Here is a 21,713-nt window from a genome sequence, read left to right on the forward strand (position 1 = left end):
ATAGACGAAATAAAATTTCAAATCATTAAAATAGCACAAAGTAGCGTCTATATTTGGTTAATTCTCCTTTGTGTTAAGGCTTTCCTCTTAAGTGAAATTTAACTTCAAACTCATTGCTTGCTTTGTAAAAATCTTTCCGACCTTTGTAGATAAGTAATTAATAATTCGAGCACGCTAGATTAGTGTATTTACAGAATTAAAATAACGAATAATAATTTTCAGAATATGAAATTAGCTGTAGTTGGCGCAACTGGTATGGTTGGTGAAGTAATGCTTAAAGTGTTAGCAGAACGCAACTTCCCTATAGATGAACTGCTTTTAGTAGCTTCAGAAAGATCTATTGGAAAAGAGATGACTTTTAAAGGCAAAAACTATAAAGTAATAGGTCTAGAAGAAGCTGTTGCAGCAAAACCTGATATTGCTTTATTTTCTGCAGGCGGAAGTACATCATTAGAATGGGCTCCAAAGTTTGCTGAAGTTGGAACAACGGTTATCGACAATTCTTCTGCTTGGCGAATGGATCGCGACAAGAAGTTAATTGTTCCTGAAATTAATGCTCATATTTTAACTAAAGAGGATAAAATAATAGCTAATCCAAACTGCTCAACCATTCAATTGGTGATGGCATTAGCACCACTTCATAAAAAATACAAAATGAAACGCGTTGTTGTTTCTACCTACCAATCGGTTTCTGGAACTGGATTGAAGGCGGTGCAACAAATGGAAAATGAAATGGCCGGAATAAAAGGTGAAATGGCTTACCCTTACCCTATTCATAAAAATGCACTTCCACACTGTGATGTATTTGAAGAAAATGGTTATACCAAAGAAGAAATGAAGCTTGCTCGAGAACCTCAAAAAATATTAGACGATCGCACTTTTTCAATTACAGCCACAGCAGTACGCATTCCAACCTCTGGTGGACATAGTGAATCGGTTAACGTTGAATTTGAAAACGAATTTGAATTAGGGGATATTCGCAAAATGCTTCACGAAACTCCTGGCGTTACGTTGCAAGATAATATAGACACAAACATTTATCCGATGCCAATTTACGCACACGATAAAGACGAGGTTTTTGTTGGGAGAATTCGTAGAGATGAAACACAGGAAAACACAGTAAATATGTGGATTGTGAGTGACAACCTACGAAAAGGCGCAGCTACAAATACAATTCAAATTGCGGAATACTTGGTTGCTAATTCTTTAATATAATTCTTTTGAATTTACTGAGGTTTTCTTTCTCTTTTTATAATACCAAATTCCTATTCCTATTAAAGGAATTAAAAGAAGTAAAAAGTAAACTGAACTTATATTCCTTTTTTCTTGAGGAGCATCTGTGGTACCATAATAAACAAATGCACCCCAATAATAAGGTGATTTACGGGTGTTGTCTATAGTTTTGTTTTGGAGATAATCTAAACTAGCTCCATGAAGTGAAAGATTTCGAGAATGGGTTTTACTTAGGTTTTGATAATAATACTCCATTAATTCGGCAGTACTTTTATCATTTACCTGCCACAAAGAAAACAACACATTAGAAGCACCCGCATACTGAAACCCACGCGCTAAACTCAAAGCACCTTCACCTTTAACTACTTTTCCAACTCCGGTGTCACAAGCACTTAAAATCACTAATTGATTAGAAAATTCAAGCCCATAAAGTTCTTCTACCGAAAATGTTCGATCAAAAAAACTTATTGATGGTCCGCTGCTAAAACTACCTCCAGTTGCGTGAGTAGACAGATGTAAAATTGTATGAGAATCGGCACTTGCAACAAAGTTTTTTACTGTGGCCTTAGTCTCCATTAACATATCAGACTTAAATACTTCGGCTATTGCTTTTGCTTCATTAACCGAATATTCTAATTCCTGAGCTGAATTTTTAAACACAGGAAACACCCCTAAAACGGATTGCCTTTCATCTAAAGGGGTAGTATTTCTTAAGTATTCAGTAAATGAAACTGTGTAGGAAACTGTACTTTCAAAAATTAAAAAAGGCATTTCAGCGTATTTAAAAATCGATGATTCTGAAGTTAATAATGTTTGAAAAGGAATAAATGATAAAATTCCATCGGGAATAATAATCAAGTTTTCTGCTTTTGGTAACTGTAGTTTTCTGAAAAGCTTTAAAGAAGAATCAGTAAAGAGCGGTATATCATTATTAATAGTTGCTGGGTTATCAAAAAAACGATTATAAGAACGAATTGCTTCTGTAAATTGCTGATGCTCTGCCTTTGAACCAACAATTTTCTGAAATATTAGTTTTTCTTTTGAAATAACAAACTGATAAACAACCTCGGAACCAACAAAATAACTCACCAAAGTCTGATTTGAAATTGTAGCTTTATGTATAACTTCATCTAGGTCAACAAAGGAGTTTGACATTAGAGAATTCGCTATTTCAGTATGAATATTAGTATATTGTATTCTTTGCTTGGTAAGTAGTGCACTGTATTCTTTTTGAAGGTGTACCAACTTATCATAATCAAGGTTATTATTTAAAACCTGTTTTTGAATTTGATCATTTATCACAGCGAACTCCTTTTGAAGCTTTTGAAATTCTAAAAACTTTTTATTTTCTGACGATTTCAGTTTGGCTTTTAAAAACACCGCCTCACTTACAATTCTCCCTTTCACCTTGTTATCGAGTTGTACGGCTTTAGCAATCCATTCTTTGTTTTTTGTTGATTGATATTGCTTATAAAACACTTCCATCATCATCTCACTTCTACGTTTTACGTCTTGTTGAGCTAATAATTTGCTGCCTTGAACATACAGTTCTGCAAAAAGATAATCACTAACTTCAGAAGCGAGATTAAAAGCTTCTAACGCTTCATCTAAATTACTTTGATTGTTGAATACATTTCCCTGTAAGTCCAGGGCATCCATTAAAATCGTTTCCGCATATACTTGATCATTTCTAGGTAGAGACTGTTCTAAATTATACGAAGGAATTAACAACTTATAAATTTGCTGAATTTGAGATAGAGAATTTTCCATCTGTCCTGAAACAAAATAAGTTTCTGCCAATGATAATTGCATTTTCGCGGCTTCTCGAAAATTTATGTTAGAGGCGTTATGAAGGATTTTAATAGCCTTTTTTAAATTGAGAATTGCTTTATCATTTTCTTTTTCTGAAAGCTCAACTTGCGCTAAAAGTTGATAGGCTTTTGGGTCATTAGAATTTGATTTTAAAACTTCATTTAAAAGATTTTTAGTTTCTTTTATCTGATGTAAAGCAAAATATGCACTTGCTAAATTAATTTTTAAATCATGATTGGTGGGCGAATCTTTTAGGGCTTGTAGCAAGATATTTTTCGCTTTATGAAATTCTCCTCGATTGTGATATAATACAGAAAGATTTAAGATACCACTAACTTGTTGTTTAGCTTGCCCAGTTTCCCTAGCATAAATTATGTAATGTTTTATAGTATTTTCTGCTTCTGATAAGGCTTGGGTTTTTATATAAAGATTACCTAGAGGCTTTAGACAATATTCTATAATATCGTAGTTACTAAGATTTTCAGAAAAGTATAATTGCTTTGCTATTTCGTAAACTTCTATAGCTTTTTGAAGTGCTTTGTTTTGAGTTTCTATATAACCAATATTGCAATAAGCAATGGTTTTTGCCAACAGCACTTCTTTATCTCTTGAGAGCGTAGCATCCACTACATTCAAGAGTTCGAATTGGTTCTCGGAGTTTGGCTGTTCTAAATAGGAATCTAAGCGTGAATAAATAGCATCAACATCCTGTGTTTGCGCAACGGAACTTCCAATACAAATCAGGAAAAACAAAGTTCTAATTATGTGCTTTTTTAAAATTTCCAAATTGCATAGGCTTGAAGTTGAGAAGTGGGTTGGTTAAAGTTAAACACATATCGAACTCCAACACTCGGACCGATTCTAACACCACCTGCATTCACACCTATAAAAACCCCACTATTAAAATTGGTAAAACTTTCGGTGCATTCGGTTTTTTGAAATGTATCATTCGTTTCATCCCTAATTATTCCTTCATCTGGAATATTCAAATAAGCCTCACCAGTTGTTTGGGTAGAAATTTTACTTTGAAAATCGAGTTTAAGTTGAACTCCAGCACCAACCGCCAAGAAGTTATTTAAGTTATAGCGATAGGAAATAGGCACGAGATAGGCTGTAATATTATTTTCTTTATTTTTTTCTGAAAAGCGTTGAAGACTTTCAATCCCCACATCATTGAGGTCGGAGGACTCAAACCTCTTTAACTCCTCGAAGGATGCTGCAGAAACAAAAAATTCACTTTGCCAATACCCGCGATACGATTTAAAAGGGGAAACTGTTACTCCGGCAAATACCTCCCGACTTTTATCTACCGAAGGCGTATAAATATACCCAGCTTTTGCACCTATAGAAATTCCAGGCATAAATCGGGTTGTACTATAATTTGTGATTATAGGTTCATTTTTATCAAAATATATTGCGGTTCGACTCTTAGTCTTCTTTTTATGAAAGTCATCGCCAAATTTCATAGCATATTTCACAAAACCCTTAGTAGAATCGCGTTCCATAACGTTTTTTTGTGCTGTACCAGGAAGATAAATGTTTTTGAAAGTGAATATAAGTTTATCCTTTCCTGCTATAGTGTCTAAACATGAATAATTAACCTCTTTTTCTTTAGGACAAATGGGACATTCGGGATACATATCGATTACTTCTAATGTACTTGTATCAAACATCTCTGGAGTGTCAACTTCTAAACGGATTGTGTTTGCTGGGCCTTCACCGTCATTTTGAAATTTTACTTTAAACTTTACTTTTTTATATCGAACCAAGCGATAGTTTAATAAGAAACCGTTAGTCGACATTTTATTAGGGTCGTGCGATGTTACAATCTCCAATTCGGTATCTTTTACAGTATGGTTTCCGTAGTTATTATCAGGCACATAAATAGTTCTAAGCGTAACTAAAGCGCTAGTATCTTTTAGCATTTCAGGGGTGGTTTTTAAGGTTCTAAAAATGTGGCGTTCCTCCCCTGGCTGCATGTTTTCGAATTCTATTAGTTGGTGATTCCTGTATAGTTTTCTTGATTCTTCCAGCGTTACTGGCAGCACCAATCTCTTAGTAGAATCCTGAACTATTTTTGTACGAATACGAGGAATAACTTCTGTTCCAGCCATATAATAATCGGATTCATCAGCTTCAAATTGAGCAGCAAACATCGGATCTATTGGAGCCATTTTTTCACCGTGATGTAAACGAGTATCTTCAAGAATAAAATTGTCGTCTTTAAACTTTTTGTCGTTATAAAAAAGATATAAACTTCCACTTGTTACATAATCTTTTGTGTTTTTGTAACTAGTAATTAGCACCATTTCTTCGTCGGGAAGTGGATCGCGATTGGAGCGTATAATTAAGTGTTCATCTTCAGGAAAAATTGAGGGAATAGCTTCTGAAGAATCTAGAGAAGCACTTGCACCATCTATATCTGTTGAGGTAATTCTAATTTTTTCAGGTCGGCTTTTTGGCGGTTTCCCATTGTCGTAATTATTAGTACTCCAAAGCCTAGCAGTATATTCACCCTTATTTTTATAAGTGTGTTTCGGATTTTTTTTATTGCTATAGTTCCCATCACCAAACTCCCAGTGGTAAGTATAAAAAGCTTTCGGCGCACCTGCTATTTGATTTAACGGAGGCATTTCTGGAGAAAAGTCAACTTTGTTTCCCATTACATCATAAAAAATAGGAGCAGTTCGCGTAAGTGTATCTTGAACTGGACTTTGCCCTACCATACTTATTGAAAATAAAAAAACAGCTAGTGCAGACAAAAAAGTGCGTAAAAGGTTCACCATAGTTTATAAATTGTTAATGTAGTCAACTAGATTTCTCTCCGAACCGTTTTTGGTGTTTCGAGTAACGGTTATTTTACCATCTTTAGTAACTACTGGAGAAGAATCGAATAAAAACTCTGATTCAGGTTTACTTACAAATATCACATTCGCAGTTATGTTTTTTGGGATCTGGCTAAACTTTTCACTAAAAACCTCGTTTTCTGTATCATATTCTGAAAACATACCAACTCCGATGCTATTAGAATCGTACTTAAGAAAAACATTGCTATTTGCAAGTGAATATGGCGAGTGGGCTTTGTTATATAAAACACCCCTTTCTTCAGTACTAGGGTTGTATCGTGCAAAACTATACCAGCCTAACTCACCTATTACAGCGCGATATCCTGAAATTATATTCCCTGATGCATCTTGATAAGGTTCTTCAAAAACACTGTATTGAGGCACGACCTCCCATAGCACTGAGCATTCAATTTCATTACAAGAAGGTGATACATATAAAGATAAATCTAAGCTTTCATTATCAGAAGGGATAAACACTTGTATTTCCCCATTCATCAATACTGGGTTTCCATTGTGTTCAGCATTTATGTAGAATATACTTTCGCTTAGTAAAGGCTCTACTGTTTGGTTACTATTAATGCCATTTGTAGAAAGTTGACAAGCAATAATTTCCCCAGCGTTATACATTTCAAGTATGGAAAATGTTATTTCACCATCTATTATGGTCCCATCTAATTTTTGAAAGGTCCCCTCAGAAATATATAAAATTGTATTTTGGTTAGCCTTAATCTCAGTGCTTGTATAATTGTTGAACTGAAAAACTTGTAGCTTTGGAACTCGGCAGTCTAATGCGCTTTGTTTATAGATTGCCCCATCAATTGGTCCTTGTTGATTTGGGTTTTCAACAGCTCCAACTTCACAGTCTTCAGAATCGGAACTGCAGCCAGACACGATTAAGAAAACACCTAAACAAATACAATTAAATAATTTCTTCATATTTAAGCTATTACAGTACACAAGATACAACTTTTATAAAAAAGCTTCCCACTTCAGAATTAACTGAAATGGGAGCTTAATTAAATTGAAGGTTTTTGTTAGTTTTTAATAAATTTAAGCACTTGGTTTTTAGACAAGTTGTCTTCTATATTAATAAAATAAACTCCTTTCTGTAAGTCTGAAACATTTAAAGTTGTAGTACTTCCTGTTCCGTTAAGATTAATCTCTTTCATTTTTTGTCCTAAAACTGAATAAATAGCTAGAGATTTTATGGTGTTATTATTTAGGAAAACTGTAAGCTCTCCGTTTGTTGGATTAGGAAACAAACCACCTGTGTTGATAGAGTTATTCTCTACTCCCATTGTACCATCACAGTTAGTAAGTGTATATGAATATGCAGTATCATTAAAATTCATCGGGCCTTCAGTAGTAGTTACAAGGCCAGAACTAACTGGGATTTCATAAACACTAATGGATGTATGTGATAAAGTAAGGTTCATATTATCACACATATTTCTTTTATCTGAAGTTCTAGTGATTTCGGCAAAAGTATATGGCATTCCTTCTGGGGTTTGATATCCTGCAGTGATATAGTCGTCTTGAGATCCAGAATTTAAATTCAGCACTGTGGCCATATCTGGATAGTAAATTAAAGGCATTTGCCCGTTCCAAAAATTATATTCATCTCCAGGTGCTTCAACATGAGTATTCAAATATTGGTAAGCAATAGAAACCTGATTACCAGTTGCTTTTTCAAATTCGTAGGTAAACACATTGCTTTGTCCATATTTTACATCTCCAGCTCCATTTGTCCAATACTCTTCTCGATTATATCCAAAGACCACTAAGTTATCTGGGCTAAGAACAGATTCTTTTAAGGTAAATCCGTATCGATCTAAATATCCTGAATTAATTACCCAAGAAAGGCTGTTTATTATATTTCCAGAAGTATCAAAAACGGTAATTCCGAAATTATGCATTGACGAGTAATTAGATAGCATGTAAATATTTCCAGTACTAGCTTCGTAATATGCATCAACACTTACATCTCTAAAGTTTCCGTATATATAACTTTTATCCCAAAGTGAATTACCTTGATGGTCTATAAGCAAGGCCAATACACCTTGTCTTTCAAAACCTTGTTGAGTAATACCTGTAGCACTTCCAGTTAGGAAAAACCCATTGTTAGTTTCGGTGATATTATTGATGAAATCGTAGTCGTTATTTGCTCCAGATGTTCCTAAACTATCTACCTCTGTAGTCCAAATTACATTTAAGAATTCATCAACTCTAAGTACATACCCCATATTAAATGAACACTGGTTGTCTAAATTATAGCAACTACTAACAAATCCTCCAACTACAAAACCTGGATCTGTAGTTCCGTCGTTATCGGCATCTGTATCTGTATATGCAATATTAAGCCCAGTTGAATTGAAGCTAGACCCAACAATATCGTAGTAGTTTACATTTATCACATTTCCTGAAGCAGCATCAATTTTTGCGATAAAAGTTCGCTTTGTACTACCTACATCTATAGAACCTGTAATGGCTACAACACCTAATATATTTGCAACATCAAAAACTCTTGCGTTTTGTAAAGAGCTGTCTGAATATTCTTTTGCCCAAATAATCATTCCGTTTTCATCCATTCTTTTTAGACTAACCACAGAACTAGTCATTGTAGAATCAAATATATTACTGGCAACTATAAAGTCTGTGCTGCCGTCATCGATAACCTCGATGTTAAGATCGTGATAGATATCTGAATTATGCTGTACCTCTCTTTGAAAAGGCTGCGCTTGTATTGTCAAGCAAAATAATCCGATTAATGCGAGTGAAAATAATTTTGTCTTCATAATAAATGTCTTTAATTAATATTTATAATTCAGCAACCTTTTGCTGCTTCATACTTATATCAATAGCTTTTAAAAATGTTACCCCTGTTTTGAGAAAAAAAATAAAAAGGAAGAACGTCTAAACCTCTGTGAGACTTAATTGAAAGTAATATTTTATAAAAAAAGAAGGTCACTTTTGTAGTGACCTTCTCTGGCTATTAAATTAAACAACTAATCAACACACCAACTTACTATGGTAAATTATTAATAGCCGCCACCATATTCTCGTGCGTATTCACTTGGGTATCTTCAAGGTCAAACACATAAATATCATTTTCAGCAATTGTAACTCCTTGAATGGCGTATCTCCAATTGTCTCCTTCTGCGGTTGCAAAAATTATATGCACTTTCAACCCTATAGGAATTTGTCCATAATGTTCAGAAAACAATCCTGCCTGCTCATCAAAGGTATCTAGTTGAGCCAAGGCATTAGGTTCTCCATCATAAGACAGATATACCGCGCTATTTTCATAATCAAAACCTTCAGGAGCTTTTACTTTTAATGTAGTTTTAGGTCTAGGATCACTGTAAAACTTATCAATATTTGTCCATCCAAATTCGTCTAAAAACACAATATAAGTTTCACCTTCAGTAAATAGCTCATTGTGTGTACCTGGCTCAACTTCATCCCAAGTAAGATCTCCTTTCTCATCAATAATTCCTTTCCACAAAATCATTTCTGGATCTGCTCCTCCCGTATTTTCTCCAGGTACTAAAAGCTGCAACACGCATCCAGAATCTAGAGGAACGCCATCTTTTGTCACTTCTATATAAAACTCTCCCCCGGTAATTAGCATTGCTTTATCTCCATTTGAATTTAGTCCCATAGTTGGCTTATTGGTAGGTAACATATCTCCACTTTCAAAAATATCGACAAAACTTAGCTCTACTTCACCAGTTACTAAATTGCCATTTAGCGTTAAACAGTTTGCTGGAATATTTAAAACAGTTCCATCATTTGAAGTAAAAGAAAGGCCATTTTCAGCATTAAAACTTACAGTTTCTATGTGATCGGTTAGAGCAATTTCTCTTAAACCTTGAAACTGAGCTGAAGAAGGAGGCAAGAATGCTACATCTGGTATTGTATCTACCTCTTCCTCTTTACTACACCCTGTAGCTAATAAAGCTAGTAAGCCGACTAGTAAAAGTTTTGAAAAGGGTGTTTTCATTTGTTTGTTCATTACATTTTTCATGAGTTCTAATTTTTTAAGATTATACCCTTATATCAATAGTTTTAAATATTGTTACCCCTCAGTTGTTAGTTTTCATTATTTTTAAGTTTTTAAAACCAAACTTTGGAAACAAAAAAGATACATTCAGACCAGCGATATGTTGAAGCGCTTCTTGCTAACGACAGTACTCTTATAAATGAGATCTATGAAAAATTTGCGCCCAAAGTGATTGCTTATGTTTGTAAAAACAGTGGAGATGAAACAGCGGCAAGAGATATAATTCAAGAAACTTTAATCACAATTTATGATCAGGCAAAAACAAAAGGACTAAAGCTTACTTGCCCTTTTGACGCCTATTTTTTTCTGATCTGTAAACGGAAATGGCTTAATACACTTAAAAAAAGTGGTAGTAAAGAGGTAACAATTGAGGAGGAACGTTTATCTATTAAAGACGATGCTGATGAAAATGCAGAAAAAACTCAGCAATTTGAAGAGCAACAGAATTTATATATGTCTGTGCTTTCAAAAATGGGAGAAACCTGTAAACGAATAATTACCTTAGGTTTTTCAGCAATGTCTATGCAAGAAGTGGCAGAGCAATTAGGAGTAACTTATTCTTACGCCCGCAAAAAAAAGTCACTTTGCATTAGCAAATTAACCCAATTAATTAAAGAAAGCTCTCTGTATAGAAAGCTTCAAAATGACTATTAGTGATATGGAAAGTGAAGCCCATGAATTATTTGTTGCATATCTAGAAAAAGAACTATCAAGTTCCGAACGCGAAACCTTTGAAAGAAAATTGAATGAAGATTCGAAGTTTGAAGCAGAATTTTTAGAGTTTAAAAATATTTATATCATTTTAGAAAATAGACTATCGCCGGAGCGAGCTACGGTTTTAGAAACCATCAAACAGACTAATTCAAATTTTAATTATAAGCCATCAAAAGTCACAACAGAGAAAACAGAGAAAACAGAGAAAAAAGTAATTAAATTTAAGCCTTGGAAATACGGAATTGCCGCATCTATATTACTGGCAATCGGAATTTTCATTTTTAATAATTTCAGTAAACCTACATATTCTGACTTCGCAGCCCGGGAAACCATTTCATTAACTGTAAGAAGCGATGTAGATGAAACTACAAAAAATGCTGAAGTAGCATTTAATTCAGCAGACTACTCAAAAGCACTAATATACTTTAACGAACTTTTAAAGGTAGAACCCAATAATTTACAACTTCAGTATTATAAGTCGGTTACCTTAGTTGAATTGAGTGAGTATGATGAAGCAGATAGTTTATTGAAAAAAATATCTGAAAGTAATTCTGTTTACGCATCAAAATCCAATTGGATTAAGGCGTTAAGTTATCTTAAGCAAAAACGCTATAAGGAGGCTAAGGAAGTCGCTAATTCTATTATCCCAAGTGACCCCGAATATCAAAAAGCTCAAAAGTTACTTTCAAAGCTTTAAGCTTTAAATATTAAATTTATAATATATCTATTAATTTTTAAACATATCAATATCTATTAACGAGATTATTTTTATTATCTTTAAGGAACCAACCTTAAAACCAATAAGTTATGAATTCCTCGTTTACAAAAATAATCCGCACCATTTTGGGTTTAGGTTTGCTCTTTTTTGGACTGAGCAAATTATTCCACTTTAGCTTTTTACCCACTCACATTTATACTGATGACGCCGCACGTTTCATAGACTCACTTAGCGACTCTGGTTATATTATGTATGTAGTTGGAGTGTTCGAAGTTGCCATTGGACTTATGCTTGTAATAGGAAAATGGGTTCCATTTGCGCTATTATTGTTAGCTCCAATTTCCGTTAATATCCTTTTATTTCATTTATTCTTAGACACTCCCGGACTTTTAATTGCAATTATTGTCATCCTTCTGAATGTGGTTTTAATTTACAAATATTGGAGTGTATATAGGCCGCTATTTACTTAATCACCTTTAAAAATTTTAAAATGAAAAGCTTTCAATTATGGAAGCTTTTCACTTTTTATATAGTTTCCTGCAATCTTAAAAAATTGTACATTTACACTTCTTATAAAAAATCAACAAATATGAAGTTATCAATCGTTCCAGCAGTTTTATTACTCGCTCTGGTTGGCTGTAAAGAAGAGCCTAAAAAAGAAGTAACAACAGTGACATATCCACAGATTAAAACAGTAGATACAATAGACACTTATTTTGGTGTTGAGGTAAAAGATCCATATCGCTGGTTAGAAGATGACCGCAGCGCTGAAACCGCAGAATGGGTTAAAGCTGAGAACGAAGTAACTTTCGATTATTTAAATAAAATTCCATTTAGAGAGGAATTAAAAAAACGCCTTTCTGATATTTGGAACTATGAAAAAGTAGGAGCACCTTTTAAAGAAGGAAACTACACTTATTTCTATAAAAACGATGGATTACAAAATCAATATGTAATTTACAGATATAAAACTGGAGAAGACCCAGACACAGCTGAAGTTTTCTTAGACCCAAACACGTTTAAAGAGGATGGTACTATTTCATTAGGGCAAGCGAGCTTTTCAAAAGATGGTAGTAAGCTAGCTTACGCTATTTCTGAAGGTGGAAGCGATTGGAGAAAAGTAATCGTAATGAATACTGAAACTAAAGAAATAGTAGGCGATACTCTTAAGGATGTAAAGTTTAGTGGACTATCTTGGAAAGGTGAAGATGGATTCTACTATTCTAGCTACGATAAGCCAAAAGGAAGTGAATTATCTGCTAAAACAGACCAGCATAAAGTTTACTATCACAAATTGGGAACTCCACAAAGTGATGACAAAGTAATTTTTGGTGCAACTCCAGAAGAAAAGCATCGATACATTGGTGCATCAGTTACTGAAGACAATAACTATCTATTAATTAGCGCTAGCACATCAACTTCAGGAAACAAACTATTTATAAAAGACCTTAAAAATCCAAATGCAAAATTTGTTACAATTTTAAATGATACGGATTCAGATTCTTATGTACTAGAAAACGTAGGCTCTAAGCTTTACATAGTGACAAATAAAAACGCACCAAATAAGAAAATTGTAACTGTTGATGCAGCCAATCCAGCTCCAGAAAATTGGAAAGATTTAATTCCTGAAACGGAAAATGTTCTTACTCCAAGCACAGGTGGGGGAAGCATTTTTGCTAACTATATGGTTGATGCTGTTTCAAAGGTGAAACAATATGACTATGACGGAAAATTAATCCGTGAAATTGAACTTCCAGGCGTAGGTACTGCAGGTGGTTTTGGAACAAAAAAAGAAGAAAAAGAACTTTACTATTCTTTCACTAACTATGTTACTCCAGGAAGCATTTACAAGTTTAATATTGAAACTGGAGAATCAGAATTATTTATAAAACCCGAAATTGATTTTAATCCTGGCAATTTTGAAAGCAACCAAGTTTTCTATACTTCTAAGGACGGAACAAAAATCCCGATGATTATTACGCATAAAAAAGGATTAAAATTAGACGGCAAAAATCCAACAATCCTTTATGGTTACGGTGGATTCAACATTAGTCTTACTCCTAGCTTTAGCATTGCAAATGCAGTCTGGATGGAGCAAGGCGGAGTTTATGCTGTACCAAACCTAAGAGGTGGTGGTGAATATGGTAAGAAATGGCATGATGCGGGAACTCAGATGAAGAAACAAAACGTATTCGACGATTTTATCGCTGCTGCTGAGTATTTAATTGCAAACAACTACACTTCTAGTGACTACCTAGCAATTCGCGGAGGTTCTAACGGAGGATTACTTGTTGGAGCTACAATGACTCAAAGACCAGACTTAATGAAAGTAGCACTTCCTGCTGTAGGTGTTCTAGATATGTTACGTTACCACACCTTTACTGCTGGTGCAGGTTGGGCATACGACTATGGTACTGCTGAGGATAGCAAAGAAATGTTTGAATACTTAAAAGGTTATTCACCATTACACAATGTTAAAGAAGGAGTAGAATATCCTGCTACTTTAATCACAACTGGTGATCACGACGATAGAGTTGTTCCAGCACATAGTTTTAAATTTGCTGCGGAACTTCAAGCTAAGCAAACTGGCAATAATCCAGTATTAATTAGAATTGAAACGGACGCCGGTCACGGTGCAGGAACTCCTGTAAGTAAAACCATCGAGCAATACGCCGATATCTTTGGATTTACCTTATACAACATGGGTTATACTAGCTTGTCGAAAAAAGAGTAGTACAGACCGTTTAATTATAATTATAGCCACTTCCATATATCAACGGGAGTGGCTTTTTTTAATCTAACATTTTACTGTAAAGGAGAAGCGCTTAAATAAAAAACAATTGAATTGTCTTAATAACTATTCTTTTCTACAATGGCATTCATTTTTTGGAATTTAACCATAAGTATCTACTGTTAACGCTTAATTTTTATTTCAATTTAGCAAAATTTTTATGTAATTCTATTTACTCTTTTAAGATTGTACCTTCTCTTATTTTTAAAAAGCTCGCCTAAAAAACAGTTCGTAGTTTGTCTCACAGAAGAGCCCTATCGAATTAAATCTATGAATTATTCAAGATATTTTAGATGATATTTATAGGTGAGGAAATCTGGAATAAGGAATTTTAATACATGCATTATATTTTAAAATTTTTCTTGCATTTATATATGGCTTATCTCTGAACTCTATTCACTGTAGCAAACATAATTTTAGTATATTTAAAAATTAAACCAAACTTTAAAACATGAATAAATCTACTATTATTGGATGCTTTCTAAGTGTTCTCACGCTATCCCTAAGCGCTCAAACTTCTCGGCCTTCCACGAAAAATATAAAATCGAATCCATCGAGTATAGAAGCCACAAAAGCCGCAACTACCTCCGTTGAAGAATTACTGAAACGACGCGCCAATATTGGAATACAAATGGGAGCTGTTTCCGCCCATTTTTCAATTGAGGAGCATAAATTGTTAAAATCGTATTTAGGCAATCAACAACACACTACCCCCAATAAAAATAATGTAATCACAGAACCTCTTATAAATGCCAATACCGAAAATTTTGGGATACCGAGCAGTTTAGAACCGCTATCGACAGCCTACGGTGTAGATAATCCAAGTACAAACCTTATTGGGTTTAAACCAACAACTCCGGAAAATGTCGAAGTTTTTGGATCGTCTCCTATAGTTTTTAATTTTGAAGATGCTGGGGCGATTGATCCACAAAATCCAACTACGGGATATGTAATAGACGATTGGGGAGAATTCTACTCTTTCGATGTTGAATCTGGTTTTTACACCCATTTAGGCACTATTCCAGGTTGGTGGCTCGATATGGAATATGACAGAAATACAGGTGTTCTTTACGCCATTTCAGAAGGAAAGCTTTACACCATAGATCCAATAGCAGTAACTGCCACTGAAGTAGGTGCATTGGTGGGAATACCAGCCGAATACTTTCCAGCTACCCTTGCCATAGATGGAAATGGAGTAGGATACACCTTTGAAATGGTAGATAAGGGTTTTTACGCTATAGATTTGGCAACTGCAACTACTACTTATATTGGTAATATTGACTATAATGCTAATTATAGCCAAGGAATGACTTATGACCCAATTACAGATATGGTTTATATATCTGCATTTAATGATGATACTTTCACTGCAGAATGGCGTACTATTGATGTGACAACAGGAATGACAACATTAATTGGTCCAATAATTACTCCTGCCGAAGTTACACAGGTTGCATGGGTGTCATTTGGGGAAACACTTGCTCCACCTACTTGTGAAAGACCAACAGATTTAGCGGTATCGAACATTATGACGAGCTCGGTAGACTTATCTTGGGTGGAGGAACCTAATGCAAGTAATGGTTATATTTGGTACGTATTTGAACGAGGTGAAAATCCTGTTTCAGGAACTCCAATTGCAACGGGAACAACACCAAGTGGCATAACGACGGCAACAGCAACAGATTTGGCCAACGGATTAGCCTTTGATTTTTATGTCCGTGCTGACTGCGACTCAGATGGATTGAGTCAATTAGCGGGACCAATAAAGTTTTCAACTGTTCCTACTTGTGGAGGTAAGTTTTATGATAGTGGCGGACCTAATTATAATTATAGTGATGATGAGAATATAACCACTGTAATTCAACCAGATACTTCTGGAGAAGCTGTAACCGTAACCTTTATCAACTTTGATGTAGAGGATGAATTTGATGCCTTGTACGTTTATGATGGTCCCGACACCAGTTACCCAATGATAGCTAGCGGAAATCCTGCTACTTATAGTGGTTTTCCTGCAGGAGGTTATTATGGAGTCGAAAATCCAGGTCCATTTACCTCTACCCATTCGAGCGGTGCCCTTACTTTCGTATTTTTAAGTAGCGATTTAGGGATATACCCTGGATGGGAAGCAGACGTAACCTGTACACCACTTGGTATAAATGAGAACTCAATCCAAGAATTTTCTTTTTATCCTAATCCAACCGATGGAATATTGAATTTTAAAAGTTTCGACCATATTGAAAATGTAACTATATTCAATGTTTTAGGTCAACAGTTAATTTCACAGTCTATAAATGCAACAAATTCAGTTGTTGATTTATCCGAACTAAGTACAGGAACCTATATAATGAAAGTGTTAATTAATGGTCAGCTTAGTACTCATAAAGTACTTAAAAATTAAAATCGAAATTATACAACTATAAAAAAGCCTCGCAAATTGCGAGGCTTTTCTTTTAATCTAACTTATCTGTAAGTTTTTTAAACGTTTTCTTAGGATCTTTATTCTCGTAAAGTATTCCATAAACAGCATCAATTATTGGGGTTTTAGCTTTTTTCTTACCTCTTTGCTGGTTAAGCAGATATGCGCTTTTTGAGGCATAATATCCTTCGGCAATCATGCTCATTTCTAATTGAGCACTTTTTACAGTGTATCCTTTCCCTATCATTGTGCCAAACAAACGATTTCGACTAAAAATAGAGTAACCAGTAACTAGAAGATCTCCTAGATATGCCGAATCATTTATATCGCGTTTCATTTTATGAACCTTCTTTACATACTTTTTCATTTCGCGAATAGCGTTACTCATCAAAACACTTTGGAAGTTATCTCCATAACCTAATCCGTGTGCTATTCCCGCTGCTACAGCATAAATATTCTTTAAAACAGCGGCATATTCTGTTCCTAAAACATCATCACTAGTTGTGCATTTTATGTAATCACTGCTCAACATATTGGCAACAATCTGTGCTTTTTCGTCGTCTGCACTAGCTATGGTTAGGTAACTCAATCTTTCTAAAGCAACTTCTTCAGCGTGACATGGACCGGAAATAACACCTATATTATTAAAAGGAACTTTATAATGTGTATTAAAATGATCGCCAACAATCAAGCTTGTTTCAGGAACAATACCTTTAATTGCTGAAAACACTACTTTATCTTCTAATGAAGCCGTTAGTTTCTGTAATTCCTGATGAAGAAAAGCAGAGGGTATTACAAAAACTAAGTAGTCTGCATCTTCAACAGCCTGGTTTATGTCATTGGTGAGTTTAAGTTGCTCCAAACGGAACTCAACTGAACTCAAGTAGTTTGGGTTATGACCGTGTTCTTTTATGTGTTCGATAGCCTGTTCGCTTCGCATATACCAACCGATTTCATCAAGGTTTTCGCTTAGCATTTTTACAATTGCTGTGGCCCAACTTCCGCCACCAAAGACTGCAAATTTTGGTTTATCTGACATTTTCTTGTTTTAGAAATTGATTTGGTTTTACAACCTTAAGAGATTTTATCTTCTATCGATACTCTTAAGTCAAAAGTACATAATTACAATCGAAACTTTTAACACTACCTTAATAAAGCCATTGCAATCTTTAATGAAGGTCCTGCGTTATAGTTGTGATTTTTAAAATGAGAGCTCCAAATAATGGAGATAGTTTGAAAAATTATTGGTTGGTTATTTAGTTGAGAACCGTCCCATCTTAATTAAATGGGGCGGTTTTTTTTATCTATAAAAATTCATCTCGTCTAAATATTTCCAAACTTCTGGTGAAAGCATTGGACGAATATTTTTATTGTCTTTTACACCTTTTCTAATGAATGTTGAAGATAATTCGATGATAGGTGCATCAACTTTAATAATTTTTTCGTGATTGTTAAATTGTGTTTCTACTACTCCTTCAGAAATACGTGGGTAAACATAGATAGAATAACGTTCTAATATTACTTCATAGTTTTTCCATTTATGAAGACTCTTTAAGTTGTCTTCTCCCATTATCAAACAAAAATCTCTTGAAGGATATTTTTCTTCTAAATGAGCTAATGTATTAACGGTATAATTGGGTTGCGGTAAACCAAACTCAATATTACTAGCTTGCAATTTATCATAATTATCAATCGCTAATTCCACCATTGCCATACGGTGGTAATCTTCCAAAAGATTCTTCTTCTTTTTGTGCGGATTATGAGGTGTAATTACAAACCAAACTTCATCTAAATCACTAAACTCTACCATGTGGTTGGCAATAATCAGATGACCCATATGTATGGGGTTGAAAGTTCCGAAGTAGAGTCCTATTTTTTTTTGTTTTTTCATATTGCTGAGACCTTGCTAGGCAATGCTCTTACGTATGTTATTTGTTGGAAACGATAAAGTTTTTTACTAAATCGTGAGCTTCATTTAAAGCAGTTTCCAAATCGTGATTTTTTATAATTTTATCAAACTGAGGGGCCGTTGCAAGCTCTACAGAGGCTTTTGCAATTCGCATATTGATACGGTCATCGCTCTCAGTTTTTCGCTTTTTTAAACGAATTTTTAATTCGTCTATACTTGGTGGTTTTACAAAAACAGCAAGGGTACGGTCTGGAAATTTCTTTTTAATACGAAGCCCTCCTGCAACATCAATATCGAAAATCACATTTTTTCCTTCTCCCCAAATACGTTCTACTTCAGATTTTAAAGTTCCGTAAAAGTTATCTCGGTAAACTTCCTCCCATTCAAGAAAATCATCGTTTTTTATGTGTTGTTTGAATTCTTTCAACGAAATGAAATAGTAGTTTTCACCGTGCTTTTCATCACCTCTTGGATCTCGTGAAGTACAAGAAACCGAAAATTTTAAGTTGAGATCTTCTTGCTTTAACAAATGTTGAACTATAGTGGTTTTTCCACTTCCTGAAGGTGCCGAAAACACTATTAATTTACCCCCTTTTTCTGAATTCATAAAACTGTATTGACTTAAAACTTATTTGCGTAGAACGCTTTGTAGTTATTTTTTAAACTCTAAGTATTAAAGTACGTTTAATGCTTGTTCTTTAATTTTCTCTAACTCATCTTTCATCTGTACAACAATCTGCTGCATAGGTGCGTAGTTTGCCTTACTTCCAATAGTATTAATCTCTCTACCTAGCTCCTGAGTAATAAAGCCAAGTTTTTTACCATTAGAATCGCTTGATTTTAGAGTTTCATTGAAATAATCTAAGTGGTTTTTAAGTCGAACCTTTTCTTCAGTGATATCGTATTTTTCTAAATAGTAGATAAGTTCTTGTTCAAAACGATTTTCATCCACTTTCTCTTTGATATCTGCTACTGCTTTTCGCAATCTTTCTTTAACTCCATCTATTCGTTCTGGGTCTATTGCCACAACGTCATCGAGTAACTTCGATATATTTTTTGAACGCTCAATAAAATCGTTTTCAAGTACTAACCCTTCATCCGATCTATATTTATTGATTGCTTCTAAAGATTTATTAATACCTATTAAAATTTCTTCATATTCCTTCTCGTCAATCTCTTCACGTTCAGTTTTTAAAGCATCTGGCATGCGAACTGCCATTTTTAATAGCTCAACTGGATCGCCATTTACTACGTTTGCTAATTGCTTGATGTATTGTTTTACAGCATCCTCATTAATTTGAGTAGCAACTTCTTGTCCAGTAACTTCAATGTAAAGAGAAAAATCTACTTTTCCTCTTTGTAAAGATTTTGCAAGAATATCGCGTATTTCTAATTCTTTTTCGCGGTATGCTGAAGGCACACGTGTGTTAAGATCTAGACCTTTGCTGTTAAGCGACTTGATTTCTATAGTAATAGTTTTTGAAGGCAATTGGACAACTTCCTTGCCATAGCCCGTCATTGATTGAATCATATACTTAATTTATTGACGGCAAAGGTAATAAAATAGTCTTTAGCGGATAGTCGTTAAAGTGCAGCTGTTTTTAAAAATCTTCATTTAAAAATTTTAAAGATCTCTCTTCACTGTAATAGCGTAAATTAGATTGATGAAAACCCACGTGACCCCCATATTTGGGAATTTCTAAATAAAGGTTTTTCATTTCTGTTGCTAACTGAATCGGGTAACATTCTGAAGAGAGAAAACTATCATTTTGGGCGTTTAAAAGAAATACTGGAATAGTAATATTCGGCAGAAATTGAAGACTACTGTTTTTTTCATAATAGTCGTAAGCATCCTTAAACCCATGTGCTGGAGCGGTATAAACATTGTCGAACTCTAATAAAGTGGTGATTTTCTTGTATTCTGAATAACTCATTTTTTCAGGGAAATCATTCATTTTCACTTTATACTTTTCTCGAAGTTTTATCAAGAAAGATTTTCTATACATCCAGTTGGAAAGCTTATTTAACGACTCTAATGATCCTCTTAAACTAATAGGAGTTGAAATTGAAACTGCTTTTTTAATTTCTTTCGGAAAAGTATCGCGCTCCCCTAAATATTTCAAAAGTAAATTACCTCCAAGACTAAATCCGATTAAGGCTATTTCATTGTATTTATTCTTGTCTAAAACTAATTCTAAAACAGCTTCCAAGTCGTCTGTTTTTCCAGCGTTATAAGATTGAAATGAAAGGTTTGGCTCCCCGCTACAACCTCGAAAATTTACAGCCGCCACATCCCACCCATCATCAACTAAGTGTTTTGCTTGTGCTACTATGTAAGTGCGTTGTGCGTTTCCCTCTAATCCGTGTAGTAGAATTGCTACTTTACTAGAATTACCTTTTGAATAAGACCAATCAATATCTAAAAAATCGGCATCGGGTAACACTAACCTTTCACGATGCTGCAACAATTGAGGTATGGGGCGAAACTTCGAAGAGTAAATAGTCGAAAAATGTCCGTTTTTAAAAGGAAATTTAGGGTTATATGAACTTTTTAGAATAGGCATTTGCTAATGAAGATTTAACACAATCTAAACAAATTTATTATGCTTGCATAGTAAAAGTACTTTAAATTTGCAGAAAAAATTACAGATGTATATAAAACAATTTGAAATACGTTGGAGTGATGTGGACGCTAATCGTCACTTACGTAACAGTGCTTATATAGATTACATGAGCCACACTCGAATGGCTTTTATGATTGAAAACGGCTTAGACCAAAAGCATTTAGTGAAGTACAATCTAGGTCCAGTGGCATTTTATGAACATATGTATTATTTCAGAGAAGTTTTTCCTGGGAAACCTGTTTCGGTTTCTCTTCAACTAAAAGGACTTTCAGAAGATGGAATGTATTTTAAATTCCTTCACAACTTTTATGATGAAAACGGTAAAAACTTTGCAAGCTGTGAAATGATGGGCGGTTGGATAGACCTAAATGCTCGTAAACTCACAGGACTTCCAGAAGAAATTTTGGAGAAATTCAACGCTTTTGAAAAAACAGATGACTTCGAAGTAATTACTAAAGAAGATACACGTAAAAACAACATACGTCCAAGAGACTTAGAATTACAAGCTTAAAATTAAACCCCTTTGATTTTACTTGTTGAATTACTTTTAAAAAAGTATTCATTAAGCTATATAAACATAGGTGCAT

Annotated in this window: 17 protein-coding genes; 7 read left to right on the plus strand and 10 right to left on the minus strand. The window is 34.3% G+C overall.

What is annotated here, in order from left to right; genetic code table 11:
• Nucleotides 1-225: 225 nt before the first annotated feature.
• Nucleotides 226-1,215: an aspartate-semialdehyde dehydrogenase gene (locus H4O20_RS10185; RefSeq protein WP_185099181.1), complete on the plus strand. Its 990-nt coding sequence runs from the start codon at nucleotides 226-228 to the stop codon at nucleotides 1,213-1,215.
• Here the strand turns inward: H4O20_RS10185 and H4O20_RS10190 are convergent.
• From H4O20_RS10190 to H4O20_RS10210, 5 genes are all read right to left on the minus strand, one after another.
• Entirely contained in the window at nucleotides 1,207-3,798 is a 2,592-nt protein-coding gene (locus tag H4O20_RS10190; protein ID WP_185099183.1) for a CHAT domain-containing protein, read from the minus strand. The genes H4O20_RS10185 and H4O20_RS10190 overlap by 9 nt on opposite strands.
• A gap of 20 nt (nucleotides 3,799-3,818) precedes the next feature.
• The gene (locus H4O20_RS10195; RefSeq protein WP_185099185.1) at nucleotides 3,819-5,831 is read right to left on the minus strand and encodes a PKD domain-containing protein; all 2,013 of its coding nucleotides are present in this window, start codon (nucleotides 5,829-5,831) and stop codon (nucleotides 3,819-3,821) included.
• A 3-nt stretch (nucleotides 5,832-5,834) separates the two neighbouring features.
• Complete coding sequence (locus tag H4O20_RS10200) at nucleotides 5,835-6,827, minus strand: hypothetical protein (RefSeq protein WP_185099186.1); 993 nt, start codon at nucleotides 6,825-6,827, stop codon at nucleotides 5,835-5,837.
• 98 nt (nucleotides 6,828-6,925) lie between these two features.
• Nucleotides 6,926-8,686: a T9SS type A sorting domain-containing protein gene (locus tag H4O20_RS10205; RefSeq protein ID WP_185099187.1), complete on the minus strand. Its 1,761-nt coding sequence runs from the start codon at nucleotides 8,684-8,686 to the stop codon at nucleotides 6,926-6,928.
• 230 nt (nucleotides 8,687-8,916) lie between these two features.
• Nucleotides 8,917-9,918, minus strand: a complete 1,002-nt coding sequence (locus H4O20_RS10210) for a hypothetical protein (protein WP_185099188.1) — start codon at nucleotides 9,916-9,918, stop codon at nucleotides 8,917-8,919.
• Nucleotides 9,919-10,020: 102 nt separating this feature from the next.
• Between H4O20_RS10210 and H4O20_RS10215 the strand changes: the two genes are divergently transcribed.
• The 5 genes from H4O20_RS10215 (at nucleotide 10,021) to H4O20_RS10235 (ending at nucleotide 16,575) form a co-directional block, all read left to right on the plus strand.
• Nucleotides 10,021-10,608 carry an RNA polymerase sigma factor gene (locus H4O20_RS10215; RefSeq protein ID WP_185099189.1) on the plus strand — a complete coding sequence of 196 codons (588 nt, stop codon included), beginning with the start codon at nucleotides 10,021-10,023 and terminating at the stop codon, nucleotides 10,606-10,608.
• Nucleotides 10,598-11,365, plus strand: coding sequence for a M48 family metallopeptidase (locus tag H4O20_RS10220; protein ID WP_185099190.1), 768 nt, complete (start codon nucleotides 10,598-10,600; stop codon nucleotides 11,363-11,365). The genes H4O20_RS10215 and H4O20_RS10220 overlap by 11 nt, the downstream gene beginning before the upstream one ends.
• 110 nt (nucleotides 11,366-11,475) lie before the next feature.
• Entirely contained in the window at nucleotides 11,476-11,856 is a 381-nt protein-coding gene (locus tag H4O20_RS10225; RefSeq protein WP_139854027.1) for a DoxX family membrane protein, read from the plus strand.
• Nucleotides 11,857-11,975: 119 nt separating this feature from the next.
• Entirely contained in the window at nucleotides 11,976-14,120 is a 2,145-nt protein-coding gene (locus H4O20_RS10230) for a prolyl oligopeptidase family protein (protein WP_185099191.1), read from the plus strand.
• 508 nt (nucleotides 14,121-14,628) lie between these two features.
• Nucleotides 14,629-16,575 (plus strand): T9SS type A sorting domain-containing protein, encoded by a 1,947-nt coding sequence (locus H4O20_RS10235; protein WP_185099192.1) that lies wholly within the window; start codon nucleotides 14,629-14,631, stop codon nucleotides 16,573-16,575.
• 52 nt (nucleotides 16,576-16,627) lie between these two features.
• Here the strand turns inward: H4O20_RS10235 and H4O20_RS10240 are convergent, their stop codons facing one another.
• The 5 genes from H4O20_RS10240 to H4O20_RS10260 form a co-directional block, all read right to left on the minus strand.
• On the minus strand, nucleotides 16,628-17,632 hold the full coding sequence (locus H4O20_RS10240; RefSeq protein ID WP_185099193.1) for an NAD(P)H-dependent glycerol-3-phosphate dehydrogenase: 1,005 nt from the start codon (nucleotides 17,630-17,632) through the stop codon (nucleotides 16,628-16,630).
• A gap of 261 nt (nucleotides 17,633-17,893) precedes the next feature.
• Entirely contained in the window at nucleotides 17,894-18,484 is a 591-nt protein-coding gene (gene nadD, locus H4O20_RS10245) for a nicotinate (nicotinamide) nucleotide adenylyltransferase (protein ID WP_139854030.1), read from the minus strand.
• Between the two features lie 37 nt (nucleotides 18,485-18,521).
• Nucleotides 18,522-19,109, minus strand: a complete 588-nt coding sequence (gene gmk, locus H4O20_RS10250; RefSeq protein WP_139854031.1) for a guanylate kinase — start codon at nucleotides 19,107-19,109, stop codon at nucleotides 18,522-18,524.
• Nucleotides 19,110-19,175: 66 nt separating this feature from the next.
• Complete coding sequence (locus H4O20_RS10255) at nucleotides 19,176-20,033, minus strand: YicC/YloC family endoribonuclease (protein ID WP_139854032.1); 858 nt, start codon at nucleotides 20,031-20,033, stop codon at nucleotides 19,176-19,178.
• Between the two features lie 70 nt (nucleotides 20,034-20,103).
• On the minus strand, nucleotides 20,104-21,066 hold the full coding sequence (locus tag H4O20_RS10260; protein WP_185099194.1) for a YheT family hydrolase: 963 nt from the start codon (nucleotides 21,064-21,066) through the stop codon (nucleotides 20,104-20,106).
• A gap of 85 nt (nucleotides 21,067-21,151) precedes the next feature.
• Between H4O20_RS10260 and H4O20_RS10265 the strand changes: the two genes are divergently transcribed.
• Nucleotides 21,152-21,637, plus strand: coding sequence for a thioesterase family protein (locus tag H4O20_RS10265; protein WP_246051385.1), 486 nt, complete (start codon nucleotides 21,152-21,154; stop codon nucleotides 21,635-21,637).
• The last annotated feature ends 76 nt before the right edge of the window (nucleotides 21,638-21,713 follow it).

The sequence above is a fragment of the Aequorivita sp. 609 genome (assembly GCF_014212065.1).
Taxonomy (GTDB): Bacteria; Bacteroidota; Bacteroidia; order Flavobacteriales; family Flavobacteriaceae; genus Aequorivita; species Aequorivita sinensis.